Source organism: Pseudomonas plecoglossicida NBRC 103162 = DSM 15088 (genome assembly GCF_000730665.1).
GTDB lineage: Bacteria > Pseudomonadota > Gammaproteobacteria > Pseudomonadales > Pseudomonadaceae > Aquipseudomonas > Aquipseudomonas plecoglossicida.
This window is the reverse complement of the sequence record NZ_BBIV01000018.1, coordinates 67,633-88,775: the sequence shown is the minus strand read 5'-3', so window position 1 is coordinate 88,775 and position 21,143 is coordinate 67,633. Positions and strand designations below refer to the sequence as shown.

The following is a 21,143-nucleotide window of genomic DNA, read 5'->3' as shown; positions in this document are numbered from 1 at the left end:
GGGGTCAGATGGCCAACTGTATGAATTTCAAGGCGTTGCAGTCATGAGTGAAGATGCACAAGACGTGGTACTGGTGGTCGAGGACGAGCCGGCGATCCGCATGATCCTGCGCGATTACCTGGCGGGCGAGGGCTACCACGTGCTGGTGGCCGAGGATGGCGAGCAGGCGTTCGCGATCCTCGCGAGCAAGCCGCACCTGGACCTGATGGTGACGGATTTTCGCCTACCGGGTGGCATTTCCGGCGTGGAGATCGCCGAGCCTGCGGTGAAGTTGCGGCCGGACCTGAAGGTGATTTTCATCAGCGGGTATCCGGCCGAGATCATCGAGTCGGGCAGCCCGATCGCGCGCAAGGCGCCGATCCTGGCCAAGCCGTTCGACCTGGAGACCTTGCACCAGCAGATCCAGGCCCTGTTGCGCTGACGCTGCCGGCTCTATTGCCGGCAAGCCGGATCCTGCAGGCAGTGCACCGTCTTCAGATCATGTAACAGGGGAAAGCCGAATGCGCCGAAAAAGCCTACGGCCACTTTCCTGGGGTAACACTTCCTGACTGTCAGATGTACGAGTCGTTTCAATCAGCACCTTCGATTACTTTCGTTGTGATCGAAGTGTGGCTGCCATATCAATTGGCTGCCCCTTTGTAATAAGCGAATCCACTGTTCGGGTTCTTCTTTTTTATAAGGTGTTGCCATGAGCAAACAGTATTCTGAACAACTTCAAGCCTTGATCGATAACGGCGGCGTTTCACTAGCCAGCATGGGTGAGCTTTCGCGCGAAGAACTGCGTGAACAATTAGAGGGTCAGGCAGATACCACGGATGTTGACCTGCTGCACGACGAAATACGTGAGGCTTGCAACCAGGTCAAGATTGAAAAGAAGAATGTCATTGTCCGTGAATCGCCACTGCTCCCGAGCAGGCTCGCCGACCAGCCATTGGAAGCCTCACGTGAAGACGCGGCTGTCGAAGCCCCTGCGGATGCACGGATGCAGCGCGCGCCCGCCGCTGCAGACTGGCGCCAGGACCGCGCGCAACAATTCTGCAGCCCCGGCGACGTAGCCTCGATGTTTTCCCCGGCTGCCTACCTCACGGAGCTGTACCGGCAGGCAAAGGCGCTGTACCCGGAGCAGAACCCCTGGCATATCGACACGCGTCGACCTGATCTGAAGCAGCTTCTGCTGGGGCAGGAGAACCTGGACACGCCGATCAGTGCCCTGAGCATGTCCAACGAAATACTGCTCAGCCGCGCGCGCACGGCGCTCTCCACTCCCGATAGTCCGACGCTGAGCGATGACAACCTGCTGGAGGCGCTGGCGCGTGATGTCGGCACCAGCGGCACGCCCTACCATTTTCAACACAATCGTCTACGCCAGGTATTTGCCCTGCGCGATGAGGATTTCTCGCAGTTGCACGCGGCGCCGCAGTTTGCCAAACACCTCGATGACACTGCGCTGGCCTGCTTGCGCTATGACATCCCGCCGGCATTGCGCGGTTTGCTGACGGACGAGATCAACGAGTCGAACGCAGAGGAAAAGTTCGCCAGCTACTTCCCTGGGGTGACGCCGGAACTGATGATGCAGCCTGCCCGTTTACGCAGTTGGTTTGGCCTGTCGGACGCTGAGCTGCAGAATTTCATGGGGGTATTGGATAACGCGCAATATGATAAAAACATGCTGACGACACGGGTCGGCAATGAAGTCATAAGGCTGGAATTAAGTGGTCCATCTTCATTCTTGAATTATGTTCGACTGTTTCCTTTGAATGAAACGACCTGGCAACTGGCGTTCAATTTCAAAGTCAGTCGTGTTGATCGTTTCAATATCAGTGGTGCGTTTTCCCTGGCGCTGAAGGCGCAAGATTTTGGGGTGGCGGAATTATTACCCAATACTGAATATCGTCAGAGTTTCGAATGGAAGGAAGTGCCCGCCGATTTCACATTCAGAACACAATGGATCAAGTCTCGCGATGGTGGCAATGGCGCTCATGCACACATGTTCAATGCCAGCTTCCAGCGCCATTCGGTAGCGGCCTATCTGCTCACGCTGAACAAGATCATCCGCTTGTACAAGGCCACGGGTCTTCCCATGGCTGTCTTGCAAGGCATCATGCACAGCGTCGACCCCGCGCGGATCACCGATGAGACGTTGGCCGTCATCTATCGCACCGCCCAACTGGTTGCACGGCATGGCATCGACCATCAGGAAGGGTTGCTGATGGCCAGGGGGCTGATCTCTCAGGTAGCCAATGACGGTGAGAAAAGCCAGTTCGATCAGCTCTTCAATGATCCGCCGTTGGTCGAAGGCGGTTTCAGCACGTCCCTTGAGCAGATTTCGCTACATCCTAACCAAGCCCGCGAAGATGCCGAGTCCAAGGCAACCTTGAAACGTGCATGCTGCACGGATGACGAAGGGTTGTATGAACTGGGCCGAATACTGGTCAGCGGTAACACGCACAGGAGTGTCAGTGTCCACCTCCACCGGCCTCACCTCTCTGGTCTCTACACCTTGAGCTTGTGGGCACAGCATCACGACCTGACCCCTGGCGAACTGCGCCTGTTGTTGGAAATGCTCGGTGTGGTCCGTCCGATGAATGCACTGAACCGCAGCGAATGGCAACAGGTGCTGCAGGAGCTGGGCAGTACTTGCGACTGGATGAGGGCGCGTGGCTGGACTGTCCACGACTTGCATCTGATGACCCGCTCCGTCCGAACGATCCCGGTCAGTACCGAAATCGGTAACCTGCTCAACGATTCCAGGAACATGCTGATCACTGCGCAGCTACCCACGACCGATGAAGAGGTAGTCAGTGCGCTCTCTCCCTTGATCGCCTCGACGTTCAACCTCAGCGGTGATGCGCTCGCACAGGCCCTGTTGCGCTGGGGAAGCCTGGCAAAGCCTGGCGGACTGACCCTGCGGCAAACGTGTCAACGGCTGCTCCAGACAGCTCCGTCGGGCCCCCATCAACCTGAAGTTGTGCAGTTCGCCTATGGGCTTGCGCAAATGGCGCTGATCGTCCATGCCTGCCAGGTATCGGGTGATGCGCTGCGCCTGTTGGTGGAAAAACCACGGTTATTGTCGAACAGGGCAGGGGAGCGTGTCGGCGTGGGCTTGCCGCGCGATGTCCAGACCATCATCGCGCTTGGCAACTTCAGTGCGTGGCTGACCAGGCTGTCGGACCCTTCGGGTGCGGGCGGTGCACTGCTCGGGCTAATGGACAAAGGTGTGACATTGGCCGACCTTGCCGTCATGACCGACGTTACCCAGCTAGCACTGGAACAGGCGGCCGCGCAGGCACATGGCAAAGATGACCTGCAAGCGCCAACCATGGTCCACAGCTGGGAAGAGATCGAGGTACTGCTGCAGTGGTCGACGCTGGCCGAAACCTATGGCGTGATGCCGGCCACCCTGGGAGCACTGCTTGCCCTGGACAGTGATTGGGGCAACTGGCAACGCGTGGCAGATGCTTTTCAGGCGGGGCTGCAACCGGTCCAGGTAAAAGTGGCGCATGCCGCCACCGAGCGCCCGCTCAGCCTGGCGTTGACGGGTGTGCTGACGGCGCGACAGCATTTTACCGTGCAAGGGCTGAACCAGCATCTGCTGCTGGATGTGCTGAACACCGAGCAGGTGATCAGCAGCCGTATCGCTGAAGCCATGGCCGCTCTGCAGCAGTTCATTCACCGTACCCTGTCCACGCCGGAAGACCCGCAGGGCATACGCCAGGCGGCCTTGAGCCGCCAGTTCTTTCTTGATTGGACGCGTTGGAACGCCACCTATGCCACCTGGGCGGCGGGGCAGATGCTGATGTACTACCCGGAAAACTACATCGACCCGACGTTGCGTCTGGGGCAGACGCCGGCGATGGACGACATGCTGCAGGCCCTGGGGCAGGCGCAGATCAATGACGATACGGTGGGCGATGCGTTCCATGGCTACCTCAGCGCATTCGAGGAAGTGGCCAACCTGGAAACGATCAGCGCCTATCACGACAGCCGCGATGCCAGCGAGGGCAAGTCCTGGTTGGTCGGACGCAGTCGTGGCGAGCCTCACCATTACTGGTGGCGTACGGTAAATGAAACCAAGCGTGGCGCCGAAGGCGTACTGCCCGCCAACGCCTGGAGTGCCTGGACCAAGATCGAACTGGCCCCACAGGTGCAGGGGCGACTGATACGCCCAGTCGTGTTCAGGGGCAGGCTGCACCTGGGTTGGGTCGAGCGCCAGGAGCAGATCATCAGCCGCGATGACAAAGGTCAGCCGGCGCTGCGCGATTGGCGCTGGTCCTTCAAGCTTGCCTGGCTGCGCTACGATGGCAAGTGGAGTGCGCCCATCGACTACCCGCTGGTCATTGATGCAAAGGCCGAAGCCCGCCTCGACCATCTCTCGTTGTTCCTTGCCGGGTGGCCGGAGCGCGAAGGGTTGTTGATGGGGATCTATGATCGCGTCCAGGCCAATGCTTCCGAAGCGTCGTCCATTGCCGGCCTGCACATCCTCGAAAACCTCAGCAGCCGAAAGCTGGACAGTATCGCGCCGTATCTGGGGTGGGTTCAGCACTGGCTTGATACCGCTGAAAACACTGGCACATGCGCGGTCTTCGAAGGACTGGGGGTACCTGTCGCGCAGCAGCGCGTGGCCGTGGCCAGTGGGTCGGCCGTACCTGCCGGATTTACCCGTTTCGACGCACAGGTTGCGCATGTCCAGGTTGGCGATGTTGCATCGACCAATGGCAACACCTACAGCCTGTCGGTGCGCAGTCAGCTATCGGTTGATGCCAAACGCCCAGCCATCGCAAACGTATGGGTTGCAGCATTGATCAAGCGGTACCCGGCGCTCGGTACGCAGGCAACTGCAATACCGGGGCTGCTTCGCAGTGGTCACGGCGCATTTCTGGTGCGCAAGGAGGGGGCGCAGTATTGGGGATACCTGTGTATCAGCAGCGCGCGCATGGCAGCGCATTTCTCGCACGCAAGCACACTCGTCTCGGTAGGCGACGCCGTTAGAACACCGCAATTCGAGTCATGGCAGCAGGTATCGACGACTGCTGGCTGGGCCTACATGGGGCGCTACAAGATACAGACAGGTGATTATCCGTTGACGGGCATGAACCTGGTTTTCGCCAGCAGACACGGTCTTTTGAACATCCCTCGTCCGCCTGTCAGCGTCATCGAGGCGCTGGCCTATCCAGGGGGGATCGGGCAGGAAAACATCGTTCCTCGGGACTATGGGGCCCTTAACGGTACGGTACCGCGCGCGCAGGTGTTCTGCCGCATCTACAGTGTTGATAACAAACGCTCGACGACCGTTCAGGCAACGCAAGATTACGACCTGGCCAAGGGTCGGGCTCTGGTGCACTTCGATACGACCGCCCAGGTCGGGAACGTGGCCGAGTGGGGCCGAGCCAGCGAGGCTACGCACCGGGTCGAGTTCCAGTTCGGTGACGGCAAGACCCGCAACTACACCGTCAAGGTGTACAAGGATGCCGATGTGCTCAAAACCGCCATCATCGGCACCACCGGCCAAGGCGCTCAGTACCTGGCGCACAGAGGGCAGATGACCCGCCTCAACACCCTGTTCGCCCGGGAGTTGACGGTACGGGCGGTCACGGGTATCAGCAGCATACTCAGCTATGACACCCAACAGATACCTGAGCCTGAACTTGGGGTGATGGCGCGATTGACCTTGCCTGTGTACAAGGCGGCGTCCCATGGCAATGAACGCTGGGCCAAGGTCTGGCTGGCCACGTCGGGCAATGCGCGAACCTTGCTCTGGTCCGGCGAGCTGCGTGACAACGCCACGGTGCTGGCCGACGTGCAGATCGAGCCTGGGCGGCTGTACGCAGGCAACTACCACCTGGAAACGCAATACAGAAGTACCCACAACACAGCAGCAAGCGGCCGAAGCATCATGATCGACAGCCGAACACTGGCCGTCCTGCGTGATGCGGATGTGAAACATTCGACTGCCGGGGGCAGCAAGCTGTCCAAGGAGAATGTTGTCAGCGTCCAGGCTTACGGTCGCAACGCCAGCAATCGCATGGACTTCACCGGTGCCAACGCGCTGTATTTCTGGGAGTTGTTCTACTACACGCCGATGATGGTGATGCAGCGGTTTTTGCAGGAGGAACGCTTCGACCTTGCCGAGCAGTGGCTCAAGCATGTGTTCGACCCGGCAGGTTCTGCCCAGGCAGGCAGCAGCACACATCGGATGTGGAAGGTGCGGCCACTGGAAGAGAACAGCAGCTGGAACGATGAGCCCTTGCTGGTCCTCGACCCGGACGCCGTGGCCCAGAACAATCCGGCACACTACAAGCTCAATGCCTTCATGCGCCTGTTGGACATCTGCATGGGCCGCGGTGATGCAGCTTACCGCAAACTGCAACGCGATACGCTCAGCGAGGCTGGCATCTGGTACCAGCGCGCCCTGAGCCTGCTCGGCGACGCACCCTGGACACCCCCGGGCACCACATGGATCGAGCCCATGCTCGGCCAGGCCGTAGCCTCCGGCAGCAGCCAGTTCCTGCCCGAAGTCAACCGGATGATGCTCGACTACTGGGAGGCGTTGCGAATTCGGCAGTACAACCTGCGCCACAACCTGACCCTCGATGGCCAGCCGCTGAACTTGCCGCTGTACGCGACTCCCGCCGATCCCAAGGCGCTGCTGGCGGCAGAAATCGCTGCCCAGACCGGCGGCGGGCGTGGGTTGCCCCAGGTCACCCATGTGCCGGCGCTGCGCTTTAGCGTCCTGCTCGACGGCGCCCGCAGCATGGCTGCCCAGCTCATCCAGTTTGGCACCACGCTGCAAGGGATTCTCGAGCGCCAGGATGCCGAGGCGTTGGCCGGGCTGTTGGTGAGCCAGGGCGCGGAGCTCGCCGAGAGCAATGTGGGGCTGTACAAGCAAACACTCAGGGAGTTGGCGGCCGATCGCGTCACGCTGGAAAATTCGCTGGCAGCGGCCACGGCCAGTCGCGATCACTACCTGGGGCTTTATGAGGACAATATCAGCACTCGTGAGAGCCAGGCACTGCGCCTGAGAACTGCCTCCGAAGTGGCAGCGGGTGCAGAACCTATCGCCATGGCTGGGTCGGCGGTCATGGCCGCGTTTCCCAAGATATTCGGTTTTTCCAACGGGGGTGGCAAGCCGGAAGAAAGCCTCAAGGCGGTGGCCTACGGCTTTGCCACGCTATCGAAATTGTCGAGCCTCGCCGCTTCGCGAATCACCCAGGAAGAAATCTATGCACGCCGCCGCGCCGACTGGAAATACCAGTACGAATCGGCGCAAAAGCAGATGGCAACGCTTGAGGCGCAAATCGAGGCCCTGACTGTGCGCGAAACCTCCGCGCAGATGCACGTGGTGCACCTGCAGACCCAGGCAGCCCATGCCCAGGCCCAGCTTGCCCTGTATCAGGGCAAGTTCACCGGCAAGGCCATGTACAGCTGGCTGCGCGCACGCTTGGCGAGCATCTTCTACACCTACTACGACCTCACTGTATCGCGCTGCCTGATGGCGCAGCGGGCCTTGCAATGGGAGAAAGGTGACAACGCGACCTATCTGCGTACGGGTACCTGGAACAGCGCCTGGGCGGGCCTGCTGTGTGGCGAAGGGCTGATGCTGGCATTGGGGCAGATGGAATCGGCCTGGGTGAAGTGGCACAAGCGCGAACTGGAAGTGACCCGCACGGTATCCCTGGCCAAGCTGTTCGACGGCAAGCTTGCGGTGCGTGGCAACACCGTCAGTCTGGGCGATGCGATCAAGGCGATCGTTGCGGGTAGCACGGTGGAGGTCGACACCTCGCGCGCACCTGGCAGCCTCGCGCTGGCGGCGGGCGGCGTGTTGTCGATCCAGTTCAACCTGAAGTCCCTGAACCTGGCGGCAGGCTTCGAGACAGCCGGGTCGCGCCGCATACGCAGCATCGCGGTATCGCTGCCGGCAATGCTGGGTCCGTACCAGGATGTGCATGCAAGGTTGCTGACCAATGCCCCGGATCTGCCCGTCGGTTGTGAACAGTGCAGCATCTCGCATGCCGTACAGGACAACGGCCAGTTCAGCCAGCTCAACGGTTACCCGTTGATGCGCCCGGGCACGCAGTTGCTGCCATTCGAAGGGCTGCACATCGCCAAGACCGATGACCGCGACGACCAGACGACGCTGACGTTGAACTTTGCCCAGGCCAAGGGTGATCAGCGTGCGCTGCTGGAGCGGCTGAGCGACATCATCCTGCACGTGCAATTCACCGTCCGCTAAGGACCGCAGCGAAGGCACCCTGGTGCCTTCGCTGCGAGGCCTTCCTATTTCCCGACCCTGGCGCCAAGGCGCCGGGGTCATCGAGGAGCACTACCATGACCGATTTGTCTGTCACCCCGGCGGGTGCCAGTGGCGAACCTGTGTTCAGCCCACCCGCGCTGCCCAAGGGTGGAGGAACCGTTTCGGCGGGCGGCGGCATGCTGTCTGTCGGCAGCGCCGATGGCGCGGCGGGCTGGTCGCTGCCATTGCCGTTGCCGGTCGGGCGCGAACTCTCGCCGTCGTTGAGCCTGGGCTACCGTTCTTCAGCCGGCAACGGCGCGTTCGGTGCCGGCTGGCACTGTTCGCCGCCTGCCATCTGCCGCATGGATCGCCTGGGCATCCCCCGTTACACCAGCAGCGACCGCTGGCAGGGGCCCGATGGCGAGGAAATCCTGCTCGACAAGGGCGCGCCGCGCCAGGTCGCCAGCCTGCCGTTTTCCGATGTGCCTGCCGTGCACACGGTGACGGCCTGGGTGCCGCGCAGCGGCGGCCGTGACCAGCGCCTGGAACACTGGCGCGTACAAACGCGCCCCGATTCGCCCGGCTTCTGGCTGCAATACCACGCCGACGGCAGCATCACCCTGTTTGGCTGGTCGGCTTCGGCACGGGTGGCCGAGCCCGGTACACCTTCGCATGTGGCGTGCTGGTACGCCGAGGAGACGGTCAGTGCCACCGGTGAGCATGTGGTCTACCGCTATCGCAGCGAAGACCAGGCCGGTTGCGACGAGGATGAACGGGCCATGCACCCGCAAGTGGCCAACACCTACCTGGTTGCAGTTCATGCCATGAACGCCACCTCCCGCCTGGCGTTGCTGATACCGGATCAGGCATTTCGCGAAGACGACTTCATGACGGTGATGCAGCTGGATTACGGCGAGCGAGGAGTGGATGTGAACACTCCGCCGGCGTTTGCCGCACAGACGCCGTGGGCCGTGCGTCAGGACTGCTTTTCATACTGGCGCTGGGGCTTTGACAAGCGGGTAAGGCGCCTTTGTCGCGAGGTGCTGCTCTGGCATCGAACCCGGATGATGGCGGGCCAGCAGGACCCACGCCCCGAGTTGGTCTCGCGCCTGCACCTTGAGTATGACGCTTCGGGTGTTGCGTCGGTGTTGGTGGCGGCGCAACAGGTTGCTTATGACGCAGACGGCACACCGCAGTCATTGCCACCGGTGGAGTTCGAGCCAAGCCGCCCGGGACGCGCGTATCCGACCTGGGAAGCGTTGCCCGACCTCGAAGGCTTCAGTGCACCGCACTGGCAGATCGCGGATTTGCTCGGCGAAGGGCTGCCTGGCTTACTGTACCAGCATGCAGGTGCCTGGCTGTATCGTGCGCCTCAGCGTGACGGCGATGCCGGTGGCGACGCCGTGACCTGGGGGCCAGCGCAGGCTTTGCCGGGTGCGCCACGCCCCGGCACCGGTGTGCTGGCCGACCTCGACGGCGACGGTCAACCGCAATGGCTGGTCAACTTGCCGGGACTGCGCGGCAGCTTCACGCTGGCCCCGGACGGGCAATGGCGCGATTTCATCGCCGCCGACGCGCTGCCGAGCGAGCTGGCCCACGGCGCCGCGCAACTGGTCGACCTGACCGGTGACGGGCTGCAGGATCTGGTCATGATCGGGCCGCGCAGCGTGCGCCTGTCGCCCCGGGTACGCGGTACCGGCTGGCAGCCCGCGCAGGATATTTCAGCTGGCCCCACACTGCCCCTGGCGGGGGGAGAGCATCGTCTCGTGGCCTTTGCCGACCTGGCGGGCACCGGCCTGCAACAGTGGGTCGAGGTCACCGGCGAGGGCGTCACCTACTGGCCAATGCTCGGCCATGGCCGTTTCGCCAACCCGGTGCGAATGCCCGGTTTTGCCATCGAACAGTTCAACGCCTCGCGCGTATTGTTCGGCGATACCGACGGCAGCGGTACCACCGACCTGCTGTATGTCGAGCCTGATCGCATACGCGTTTTCGTCAGCCATAACGGCAACCGCTTGGTCGAGGCAGAACCCCTCGCGGCTCCTGAAGGCGTCGTGCTGGATGCGACCTGCAAGTTGCAACTGGTCGATCTGCGTGGCCAGGGCACTGCAGAGCTGGTGCTCAGCGTGCCGCACGTTGTGCCGCGCAGTTGGGTGTACCGCTTCAATGATCGACGTCCCTGGCTGCTCGCTGAAGTGTGCAGCAACACCGGCAGTCGCACCCTGTTCGACTACCGAAGCTCCGCGCAGTGCTGGTTGGACGAAAAGCTGGACCTGCAGCGCCAGGGCCGCAAGGCCGTCAGCCGGTTGCCGTTTCCGGTGCACGCGGTGTCGCAAGTCACCACGGTCGATGACATCAGTGGCCTGCGCACGGTCAGTGGCATGTGTTATCGGTGCGCCGTGTGGGACCCGGTGGAGCGTGAGTTCCGTGGTTTCATGCAAGCGGTGCAGACTGACACGCTGAGCGATGCGCAAGGCACGGCAGCCGAGCGATCGCCACCGGCGCAAGTGCGGCAGTGGTTCCTCAGCGGGGTGGAGGCGCCGGACAGCCTCCCTGCGCAGGGGTTCGCCGGGCCACGCAGCGCAGAGCTGGACTTTGCCTTGCAGGCCACACGCTTCACCCGACTTGACGGTGATCGTGATGTCCCCTATGAACCGCAGGGCGCGGCCCGTCGTTGGCTGCTTCGCGCCTTGAGGGGCGCACGGGTGCGCAGTGAGACCTACGGGCTGGACGGCAGTGAAAGGGCCGATGTGCCGTACAGCATCGAGCGCCAGCGCTGGCAGGTGCGGGTCTACGAGACGGCGCGCGCCGACAGGCCTGCCGCCTTGGTCACGGCGGTGGAAACACTGGCATTGAGCACCGAGCGCATTGCCGAGGACCCGCGCATTACCCAATCGTTGATACTGCGCCAGGACAGGCGTGGACATGTCTTGCAGCACGCCCAGGTGCATTACCCACGGCGGGCCGTCCTCAGCCCTTCACCTTATCCCGTCAGCCTGCCAGAGGGGCTGGAGGCCGATGCCCGCGACCCTCAGCAAGACACCCTGTGGCTGTCTGTGTGGCGCCATCGCGTACACCATCTGGAAAACGGTCACGATCACCACAGCGGGTTGCTCGAAGCGACCCGCAGCGATGTGCTGGCAGTGCCAGCCCATGCATTGCCTCCCGGTGGGTTCAGCGTGGAGCACCTGCTGGCGCCGGGCAGCCCGCTGGAGGGTTTGGCTGATGCCACGTTGACGGGTTACCAGCGCCAGCAATGGTGCGATGCGCAGGGGCAGTTGTCCCCGCTCCCGACCCGCCAGGCCCTGGTGGCCTACCGCGAAATCGCCGTGCTTGAACAGGCCACGCTGGCGCTGCTGGAGGCCAGCCTGTCGCCGCAGGAGGCGGCGCAATGGCACGCCAACGGTGGCCATCACCTGGTTTCCCTGGTCGAGGATGGCAAGCGCGTCTATGTCAGCCGGCACGAGCTGGCCAGGCATCATGGCCCGCAGTTGTTCCATCGCCTTGCAACGCTCCGTGACAATGAACAGGTGGGTGAGCTGCGTATCGACTGGAGTCCGCACGCTGTTCAGGTAAGCAGACTGGTCGATGCTGCCGGCCTGGAAACCACCGTGCGACATGACTGGCGCTTCCTGACGCCCGTGGCATTGACCGATGCCAACGACAACCTGCACGAGGTGACCCTCGATGCCTTGGGGCGGGTGGCACAGACCCGTTTCCAGGGTACCGATCATGGCCAGCCGGCCGGCTATCGCAGCGGCAAGGTATTCACTGTGCCGATGGCGATGGAGGGCTTCCTGGCACTCAAGGGCGGCGAGGTGCCGGTCGCCACGGCGCATCGCGTGGTGAGCGACAGCTGGATGCCACGCGCGCGTGACCGTCAAGGGCGCCCGCTGGCTGGCCGCATGGGTGAACTGGCGCAGCGTCGCCTGCTCAAGGCCGGCCACCTGCCTGCCATTGACCCGCACGATGAGCGCGAGCCGCCCCATATCATCAGCCTGCAGACCGACCGCTACAACGGCGACTCTGCGCAGCAGGTGCGCCTGAACGTGACTTACAGCGACGGGGCGGGCCGCCTGCTGCAGACGGCTGTGCTGAGCGAGCCCGGTGATGCCCTGGTGCGTAACAGCGCGGGCGGCCTCGAGCGTGATGCCACGGGCGCCGCGCTGATCCAGCCGGCACAACGGCGCTGGGCGGTCAGCGGCAAGACCGAATTCGACAACAAAGGCCAGCCTGTGCGCACCTGGTTGCCGTACTACCTCGATGACTGGCGCCACGTCCAAGACGATAGCGCGCGCGCCGGGCTTTATGCCGATACCCACCTGTATGACGCCCTGGGGCGTGTACGCCGAGTGCTCACTGCAGCTGGCAGGCAGCGGCGTACCCATTACTACCCTTGGTTCACGGTGGCCGAAGACGAGAACGATACGGCCTGAACGCGACCTTGATGGCGTGCGCGAGCCACGCACGCCATGCCGCTCACTTCAATGCACAATTCAACAACAGGAGGCACGCGATGCCTGCTCCTAGGGATAACGCTCTACATCGCAATACACCCACGGTGACGGTGCTGGACAACCGCGGCCTGGTAGCCCGGACCATCCACTACCACCGTCACCCGGACAGACTGCCGCTGACCGAGGCCCGGATAATTCGCCAGCATCATGACGCAAAGGGTTTCATGAGCCGCAGCAGCGATCCGCGCATGCACGCCAGCGGCAGGGTCAACTTCAACTGGCTGACGGATCTGGCGGGTAACCAGGTGTGCACGCACAGCGCCGACGCTGGTGTATCGATCAACCTTGGCGACGCCGCCGGGCGGCCGTTGCTGGCTGTGACCCGAATCGCGGTGGCCGAGCAAGGGGGCTACGATCGCAGTGAAGCGGTCACCCGTACCTGGCACTACGAAAGCCCCCACCTGCCCGGTCGCTTGCTGGGCATCAGTGAGCAAGTCCAGGGCCATGCGGCTTGCCGGCTGGAGCGCCTGGTCTATGCCGGAAACAGTGCGGCGCAAAAGGCGCACAACCTGGCGGGCCAACCTTGCGACCACTATCACACCGCCGGCTTGCTGAAGACGACCAGCGTCAGCTTGACGGGCGTGCCCCTGGTGACCTCACAGCGCTTGTTGGCTGTGGCAGCGACTCCCCAGGGGAGGCTCGATTGGCACGGAGAACAGTCTGCCCAGTGGGATGCTCAACTGCAGCCGCAAAACGAAGCCTGCATGGCGTCGAGTACGGTGGATGCGACCGGCGCACTGCTGACGCGGCGTGATGCTGGCGGGCACCTGCATCGCCAGGCCTACGATGTGGCGGGCCTGCTCAAGCGCAGTTGGCTGACCCTTGCAGGGGGCCGTGAGCAGGTCATCCTCGAGTCGCAGAGTTACTCGGCGGCCGGCCAAAAGCTGCGGGAAGCGCACGGCAATGGCCTGGTTACCCTCTACCAGTACAATCCGCGTACCCAACGCCTGGCGGCAGTGCGCACAGAGCGGCCGGCGGGGCATGCGCGTGGTGCCAAGGTGCTGCAGGACCTGCGCTATGCCTACGACCCGGTCGGCAATGTGGTGAGTGTGCGCGACGATGCAGAGCCGGTGCGTTTCTGGCGTAACCAGAAGGTCGAGCCGCAAAGTACCTACGCCTACGACAGCCTGTACCAACTGGTCAGCGCCAGCGGGCGCGAGATGGCGAATGCTGGCCAGCAAGGCGCCAGGCTGCCGGCCTTGGCCAGCCTGGATAACGTGACCTACACCCGTTATAGCCGCACCTATACCTACGACAACGCTGGCAACCTGACCCGCATGCGTCACAGCGCGCCCGCGAGCAACCACAATTACACCACCGATCTTACGGTCAGTGACCGCAGCAACCGGGCAGTGCACGACTCACTCACGCTCGTGCACTCCGACGTCGAGGCGTTGTTCAATGCCAGCGGTCAGCAGAAGGCCTTGTTCCAGGGCCAGCAGCTGACCTGGACACCTCGGGGGGAATTGCACACGGTAACCCCGGTGAGGCGTGAAGGGGAGGCGGACGATTGCGAGAGCTACCGCTATGACATCAGTAACCAGCGTGTGCTCAAGGTCAGGACCAGCAAGACTGCGACCGGCGTGCGTACGCAACGTGTCCAGTACCTGCCAGGGCTGGAGCTGCGCAGTACCCTGCAGGGCGACAGACTGACGCAAGCGTTGCACGTGGTGAACCTGAGCGGTGACGGGCATGCTCAGGTGAGAGCCCTGCACTGGGCAACAGGCAAACCGCCCGAGCTGACGCACGCCCAGTTGCGCTACAGCTATACCGACCAGTTGGGCAGCGGTTGCCTGGAGGTCGATGGCAGTGGTGCCGTCATCAGCCAGGAAGCCTATTACCCGTACGGGGGCACGGCGGTATGGGCGGCTGACAGCGAAGTGCAGGGGCGCTACAAGTTCGTGCGCTATTCGGGCAAGGAGCGCGACGCCAGCGGGCTCTACTATTACGGCCATCGCTACTACCAGCCTTGGCTGGGCCGTTGGTTGAGCGCAGACCCGGCAGGCACGGTGGATGGCCTGAACCTGTTCTCGATGGTGGGCAACAATCCGATGACGCAGGTCGACGATCAGGGATTGATGCTCAGGAGCGTGGCCAGTCTTTTCGGGTTTGGCACAGCGCCGGCACCGGCCCAAGGCGAGAGCGAATCGAGCGCGCCCCCTTCACCCGCGCCGAGCCGCAGCGATGCCCGCTCCAGCCCTGTCGCCTCGGCCACCGATGCAGAACTGCCTTCCCTCGATGGCGGGGCTAAAGTGGACAGCCTCTTCGCTGAAAAGCATCGCAAGGAGCTCGAAGCACGCAAGGCCAAGAAACAGAGGATGAAGGCGAACAAGGCGGCAGCCAAAGAACATGCCATGGCGGCGGCAGAAAGAAAACAGCAACCGAAACGGGCGCCGGCTGCGCCCGTGAGGGAATTCGGCACGCTGCAGTACAACAGAGAGGTCTATGACAGGCTGCAGTCACGTCTGCCGACTGACAGAAAGGCAAGTGGAGAAAGCATTCTGGCCATCGGGCAACGGCCAAATGAAAAGACCGCGAAAGCAGAAATCGTGTTCGTGGACAGAGGGATCGGCAAGGAGGGCTTCAAGCATATAACCGAAGAGCACCGTGCCGATTTCAAGCAGCAGGGCATCGGTACCGACAAGATGATCCTGGAATTGGTGATGTCTGCCTTGGTCCACGGCGAAATCGTGGGTATTCAAGGTAAAGACGCACGCAAGTCGGGTAGGCCTATTTATGAAGTCAACTTTGACGGCAAGGTGCAACACGTAGCGGTGCAACTCAAGGATGACAACAGTGTGCTGGGTGCAAACCCTAAACAGCGCGGCGTCAGCCAGCGTGAAAGGGATGCCTTGAAGCCGCAACCACTGTTGCGATAGAGGATTCCCTCGGGGCTGAACGCTCCTGCAGGCAATCGGGCGTCATGCGCATCCATTGTGAGGATGCGCATGACGCCGGGCCGCTTAGACAAGCGTCCGCTCGATGCCTCCGACCAACAGGTTCTCCATCAACTTCAGACCTTGCTCTTCGGGCAATGCCGTGAGCATCCCCGGCAACTGGTTGAGCAAGGTCGCCACTACCTGCGCCGTCGCGGCCAGCGCGTCCCCAGGCAATTTCGCCTGCGGTGCGATCAAGCGCAGCAAACCTGCCTCATAACGCTTGCGCAGTACCGCCAGGCGTTCCTGCTGCGCCTCGCTCAAGCAACAGAAATCCCGCTCGGCCAGGCGAAACTGCAAGGGCCGTTCGGCATGCAGCTGCCAATGCGCCGCGATCAGGCACGAAAGCGCCGAACCACCACGGGCCATGGCGCGACGGCCAAGTTCCAGGGTGGCCTGCAGTTCCTCGTACAGTTCCTCGATCAGGTCGAACAGCAGGTCCTGCTTGCTGGGGAAATGGTGATACAGAGAGCCTGGCGTCAACCCCACATGCGCCGCCAACTCGCGCATGCTGACCTGGCCGAAGCCTTTCTCGGCAAACAGTGCCATGGCCCGGTCTCGTCGCTCTTCAAAGCTGGTGCAGCGCATTGCGGCATTGACCAAGGCCATGGCGTTCGCTCCTCAGTAGCTGTAGAAACCGCGGCCGGACTTGCGCCCCAGCCAGCCGGCCGCGACCATTTCCTTGAGCAGCGGGGCAGGGCGGTACTTGCTGTCGCAGAAGCCGTCGTGGAAGGCCTCCATGATCGCCAGCAAGGTGTCCAGGCCGATCAGGTCGGCCAGGGCCAGCGGGCCGATCGGTTGGTTGCAGCCCAGGCGCATGCCGGTGTCGATGTCCTCGGCGCTGGCCAGCCCTTCCTGGCGAACCAGGATGGCTTCGTTGATCATCGGCACAAGGATGCGGTTGACCACGAAACCTGGGCGGTTGCCGGCAGTGATCGGCGTCTTGCCCAGCTTCTCGGTGACCACCAGCGCTTGCGCGTAAGTGCTGTCGCTGGTCTGCAGGCCGCGGATGATCTCCACCAGCGCCATCATCGGCACCGGGTTGAAGAAGTGCACGCCAATGAAGCGCTCAGGATGCTCGATGCTGGCGGCCAGCTGGGTGACTGACAGCGACGAGGTATTGGTGGCGATCAGGCAGTCGGCCGTCACGTTGGCGGCTACCTGCTGCAGGATGCGCTGCTTGAGCTGCAGGTTCTCGGTGGCCGCCTCGATCACCAGTTGCGCAGCGCCGAGCTGGGCATAGTCGGTGCTGGTGCGGATACGCGACTTGGCCGCCTCGGCACGCTCGGCATCGAGCGTGCCCTTGTTGACCTGGCGCTCCAGGTTCTTGCTCAAGGTAGCCACGCCGCGCTCCAGCGCGGCATCGGATACGTCCACCAGCAGCACCTGGTAGCCGGCCACCGCACACACTTGGGCAATGCCATTGCCCATGGTGCCGGCGCCGATCACGGCGATGTGTTCAATGCTCATTGCAGGCTTCCTCAAACGCGCTCGAAGACGACGGCGATGCCTTGGCCGCCGCCGATGCACATGGTGGCCAGCGCGTAGCGGCCCTGGATGCGCTGCAGTTCATGGATGGCCTTGGTGGCGATGATCGCGCCGGTAGCGCCGACCGGGTGGCCAAGGGAGATGCCCGAGCCGTTCGGGTTGACCTTCTCCGGGTCGAAGTCCAGGGCGCGGGCTACGGCGCAGGCCTGGGCAGCGAAGGCTTCGTTGGACTCGATCACGTCCAGGTCGCTGATGTTCAGGCCGGCTTTTTCCAGCACCTTGCGGGTGGCCGGGATCGGGCCCAGGCCCATCAGCTCAGGTTCGACGCCCGCGTGGGCGTAGGCCACCAGGCGTGCCAGTGGCTTGAGGCCCAGGCGGCGCACGGCGTCACCGCTGGCCAGCACCAGGCCTGCGGCGCCATCGTTGATGCCGCTGGCGTTGCCGGCGGTCACGGTGCCGTCTTTCTTGAACACGGTCTTCATGCCGGCCAGTTGCTCGGCAGTGACATCGCCACGTACGTGCTCGTCCACGGCGAACTGCACGACGCCTTTGCGGGTTTTCAGCTCCACCGGCACGATCTGGCTGTCGAAGCGGCCTTCGGCGATGGCGCGGGCAGCGCGGCGCTGGCTGGTCAGGGCCAGCTCATCCTGCATTTCGCGGGTGATGCCATTGTTGGCCGCAACGTTTTCGGCAGTGATGCCCATGTGGAAGTGTTCGAAGGGGTCATGCAGTACGCCGACGGTGTAGTCGATGCCTTGCAGATCGCCCATGCGCGCGCCCCAGCGCGCTTGCGGCAGCAGGTACGGGCCACGGCTCATGGATTCGGCACCGGCGGCCACGGCCACGTCGGCATCGCCGAGCAGCAGGCACTGGGTGGCCGAGACGATCGCCTGCAGGCCCGAACCGCACAGGCGGTTGACGTTGAAGGCCGGGGTTTCCTTCGGAATGCCGGCATTCATCGCGGCAACCCGCGACAGGTAGGCATCGCGCGCTTCGGTCGGAATGACGGTGCCCATGACCATATGGCCGATCTGCTCGGCGGCCACGCCCGAACGCTCGATGGCGGCGCGGGTCACGGTGGTCGCCAGGTCGGCCAGCGGCAGGTCCTTGAGGGAGCCACCAAAACCACCGATGGCGGTACGGACGGCACTGACGACGTAGATTTCTGGGCTGCTCATAAAGGCTCCGATAGCTTAGGCATGGCGGGAGCGGGCTGTGCTCTGAGAGAATGGCCGGCGATCCCGAGTGGGTCCGAGTCTAGGCAAAGGCTCTGTTGCAGCCTATGCCGATTCTGTTCAGTCAACGTGGCACTTTTTGCCACTCAGCATAGACAGCGAATTTTGCCATGCGCGATAGCGATACGGTCGCCGTGTACTTTCTCAAGGCCATGCTGCACGCCCTGCGCGAGCAGCCCGAGGCGCGCGACGCCCACCTGCAGGCAGTGGGCATCGCGCCGAGCCTGCTTGCGCAGCCGCAGGCGCGGGTGCCGGCCAAGGCCTTTGCGCAGTTGTGGCTGGCGCTGATCCACGAGTTGGACGATGAATTCTTCCAGCTCGACAGCCACGGCATGCCGCTGGGCAGCTTCGCCCTGATCTGCCGGGGGCTGATCCAGGAGCCGAACCTGGAAAAGGCCCTGCGCCAGTGCATGGGCAATTTCGCCTTGTTCCTGCGCGACCTGCGCGGCAGCGTGACGGTGCGCGCAGGCAGGGCGGTGATCAGCGTGCAATCGCAGATTGCCGACCCGCTGACCCGGGTCTACGCCGAGGAAACCTACCTGGTGCTGATCATGGGCCTGCTGTGCTGGCTGGCCGGGCGACGCATCGCCATCGACCGCACTGAACTGGCAGTGGCGCGCCCGGCCCAGGACGATGACCTGTTGCTATGGGGGCCGGACCTGCGCCTGGGCAGCGGGCGTACCGAAGTGGAGTTCGACAGCGCTTGCCTGCGCTTGCCGGTAGTGCAGGACCTGGCGGGCCTAAAGAACTTCTTGCGCAGTGCACCGCAAGGGCTGGTGATCCGTTTTCGCAACCAGAATGGCCTGGTTGCCGAGGTGTACCGGCACCTGCGTGCCCGGCGCTATGGCCAATGGCCGACGCTGGAGGCCTTGGCCAGGCTGCAAGGTATCAGCGCCAGCACGTTCCGCCGGCAGTTGGAGCGTGAAGGGCGCTCGTATCAGCAGATCAAGGATGAGGTGCGCCGGGCCATGGCCTTCGAGCGCTTGCGCGACGGGGTGTTGAGCATTGCCGAGATTGCCGAGCAGACCGGATTCCAGGAGCCCAGCGCGTTTCACCGGGCGTTCAAGAAGTGGACGGGGCAGAGCCCGGGGAGTTATCGGGCTAGGTTGACCGCGCGTTGATGGTTGCCGGCGATAGGGTCGGTGCAGGCCCTCAATCCTGAAGATCTGCAGCCAATGACTTGACCCGCTGCAGGTCACCCTTGGCTACCTTTGCCACCCTCGTTCCATACTCGGCATCGGCCTTGTACAGGAACGACAGGATAATGTGCTTGCTCTGGTCATCGGCGACGGCCAGCGAGTTGCCAAAGCTGTTGACCAGGTCGCGCTGTTCGATTCTGGAATAGGCACGGTACAGCTCACCGGCCTGTTTGAAGTTCTGCTCGCGGGCAATGCCTTGCTGCTGGGTGTCGCCACTCAGGGCCAACGGTGCGGTACGTGCTGCTTCGTGGGTGCTGCGAGGCTGCAGGCGGCTGGGCTCGTAGTTGACCGACCCGCGCGTGCGGTTGGGGTTGAGCGCGCCATCCTGGTTGCCGTTGTTCACTGCTGCCCTGGGTTGGTTGATCGGCAGGCTGCCAGCATTGGCGCCGACCCGGTACATCTGCGTGTCGGCATAAGAGAACAGGCGCCCCTGTAGCAAACGGTCCTCGGAGGGCTCGATACCGGTAATCAGGTTGGAAGGCGCCAGGGCGACCTGCTCGGTTTCCTGGAAAAAGTTGCCGACGTTGCGGTTGAGCACCATTTGCCCGACCCGGCGCTCGGGCACATCCGGCCAGACCTTGGTGGCATCCAGCGGATCGAAGTCGAAGTCCGCCAGCTGTTCAGGGCGCAGCGTCTGGATGTACAGGTCCCACTTGGGGTAGTCGCCACGCGCAATGGCCCCGACCAGATCCTCGGTCATGTGATTGAAGCTTTTGCCCTGGATCTGCTCGACGGCCTTGGGGTCGAGGTTTTCCTGGCCTTGCAGGCTTTTCCAGTGGAACTTCACGTAAGTGGCGTCGCCCTTGGCGTTGACGAACTTGTAGGCATGCACGCTGTTACCGTTCATGTGCCGATAGCTCTTGGGCGTCCCTTCGTTGGAATACAGCAGTGTCAGGGTGCGGGTGGCTTCCGGCATGTGCGAAAACAGGTCGAAGCGTCGCGCGTCGTTACCGAGGTTGTTGCGTGGGTCGGGCTTGAAGGCGTGAACCATGTCCGGGAACTTGATGGCGTCGCGGATGAAGAAGGTGGGGAAGTTGTTGCCGACCAGGTCCCAGTTGCCAGTGGTGGTGTAGAAGCGCGTGGCGAAGCCGCGCGGGTCGCGCAGGGTCTCTGGCGAGTGGTGGCCGTGGACGACCGACGAGAAACGCACGAAAACCGGCGTCTTTTCACCTGGGGTGAACAGCGGTGCCAGGGTCAGCGCGGACAAGTCTTCGGCGGCGGTGAACTGGCCATGGGCGCCCGTGCCACGGGCGTGCACCACACGCTCGGGAACGCGTTCACGGCCGAAGCGCTGTAGTTTCTGGATCAGTTGTACATCCTGCAGCAGTGTCGGGCCCGTGGCGCCGGCGGTCTGGGAGTGTTGGTTGTCACCGACCTGCGCACCGTTGTCGCGGGTCAGGGGCTGGGCCAGGGCCAGCGGGCTGGCGATCAGTGCAGCACATATCAGTGCCGAAACGGATGAGGGGGGACGGGTTACTGGCATGGGGCTCACTCGCAACGTGGATGAGAGCCCGATGCTAGTAACGCAGCAGAGATGG

9 protein-coding genes are annotated in these 21,143 nt (G+C 63.0%); 5 read left to right on the top strand and 4 right to left on the bottom strand.

Annotation, left to right across the window (positions count from 1 at the left end; all coding sequences use genetic code 11):
* The first annotated feature begins 43 nt into the window (after nt 1-43).
* The 4 genes from PPL01S_RS12820 to PPL01S_RS12805 all read left to right on the top strand — a co-directional run bounded on the left by PPL01S_RS12820 (nt 44) and on the right by PPL01S_RS12805 (nt 15,626).
* Nucleotides 44-421 carry a response regulator gene (locus PPL01S_RS12820; protein WP_016392080.1) on the top strand — a complete coding sequence of 126 codons (378 nt, stop codon included), beginning with the start codon at nt 44-46 and terminating at the stop codon, nt 419-421.
* Between the two features lie 267 nt (nt 422-688).
* On the top strand, nt 689-8,230 hold the full coding sequence (locus PPL01S_RS24320) for a Tc toxin subunit A-related protein (RefSeq protein WP_028625587.1): 7,542 nt from the start codon (nt 689-691) through the stop codon (nt 8,228-8,230).
* A 95-nt stretch (nt 8,231-8,325) separates the two neighbouring features.
* On the top strand, nt 8,326-12,666 hold the full coding sequence (locus PPL01S_RS12810; RefSeq protein WP_042156017.1) for a SpvB/TcaC N-terminal domain-containing protein: 4,341 nt from the start codon (nt 8,326-8,328) through the stop codon (nt 12,664-12,666).
* 80 nt (nt 12,667-12,746) lie between these two features.
* Entirely contained in the window at nt 12,747-15,626 is a 2,880-nt protein-coding gene (locus PPL01S_RS12805; RefSeq protein WP_042156015.1) for an RHS repeat domain-containing protein, read from the top strand.
* An 84-nt stretch (nt 15,627-15,710) separates the two neighbouring features.
* Here PPL01S_RS12805 and PPL01S_RS12800 read toward each other — a convergent pair whose 3' ends face one another.
* Genes PPL01S_RS12800 through PPL01S_RS12790 form a run of 3 tightly spaced genes read right to left on the bottom strand, consistent with a single transcriptional unit; the run spans nt 15,711 to nt 18,349 of the window.
* Nucleotides 15,711-16,292, bottom strand: coding sequence for a TetR/AcrR family transcriptional regulator (locus tag PPL01S_RS12800; protein ID WP_016392076.1), 582 nt, complete (start codon nt 16,290-16,292; stop codon nt 15,711-15,713).
* Nucleotides 16,293-16,304: 12 nt separating this feature from the next.
* On the bottom strand, nt 16,305-17,153 hold the full coding sequence (locus PPL01S_RS12795) for a 3-hydroxybutyryl-CoA dehydrogenase (RefSeq protein ID WP_028625585.1): 849 nt from the start codon (nt 17,151-17,153) through the stop codon (nt 16,305-16,307).
* Nucleotides 17,154-17,164: 11 nt separating this feature from the next.
* Entirely contained in the window at nt 17,165-18,349 is a 1,185-nt protein-coding gene (locus PPL01S_RS12790) for an acetyl-CoA C-acyltransferase family protein (RefSeq protein WP_016392074.1), read from the bottom strand.
* A 167-nt stretch (nt 18,350-18,516) separates the two neighbouring features.
* Here PPL01S_RS12790 and PPL01S_RS12785 point away from each other — a divergent pair, with 167 nt between their 5' ends.
* Entirely contained in the window at nt 18,517-19,527 is a 1,011-nt protein-coding gene (locus PPL01S_RS12785) for an AraC family transcriptional regulator (RefSeq protein WP_028625584.1), read from the top strand.
* A gap of 31 nt (nt 19,528-19,558) precedes the next feature.
* On the opposite strand, the gene PPL01S_RS12780 is transcribed toward PPL01S_RS12785, so the two are convergent.
* Nucleotides 19,559-21,088, bottom strand: coding sequence for a catalase (locus PPL01S_RS12780; protein WP_016392072.1), 1,530 nt, complete (start codon nt 21,086-21,088; stop codon nt 19,559-19,561).
* Between the last annotated feature and the right edge of the window lie 55 nt (nt 21,089-21,143).

Coding starts and splice junctions, on each gene's coding strand:
- PPL01S_RS12800 (WP_016392076.1), bottom strand. CDS start 16,292: ATGGCCTTGGTCAATGCCGCAATGCGCTGCACCAGCTTTGAAGAGCGA.
- PPL01S_RS12780 (WP_016392072.1), bottom strand. CDS start 21,088: ATGCCAGTAACCCGTCCCCCCTCATCCGTTTCGGCACTGATATGTGCT.
- PPL01S_RS12810 (WP_042156017.1), top strand. CDS start 8,326: ATGACCGATTTGTCTGTCACCCCGGCGGGTGCCAGTGGCGAACCTGTG.
- PPL01S_RS12820 (WP_016392080.1), top strand. CDS start 44: ATGAGTGAAGATGCACAAGACGTGGTACTGGTGGTCGAGGACGAGCCG.
- PPL01S_RS12785 (WP_028625584.1), top strand. CDS start 18,517: ATGCGCGATAGCGATACGGTCGCCGTGTACTTTCTCAAGGCCATGCTG.
- PPL01S_RS12790 (WP_016392074.1), bottom strand. CDS start 18,349: ATGAGCAGCCCAGAAATCTACGTCGTCAGTGCCGTCCGTACCGCCATC.
- PPL01S_RS24320 (WP_028625587.1), top strand. CDS start 689: ATGAGCAAACAGTATTCTGAACAACTTCAAGCCTTGATCGATAACGGC.
- PPL01S_RS12795 (WP_028625585.1), bottom strand. CDS start 17,153: ATGAGCATTGAACACATCGCCGTGATCGGCGCCGGCACCATGGGCAAT.
- PPL01S_RS12805 (WP_042156015.1), top strand. CDS start 12,747: ATGCCTGCTCCTAGGGATAACGCTCTACATCGCAATACACCCACGGTG.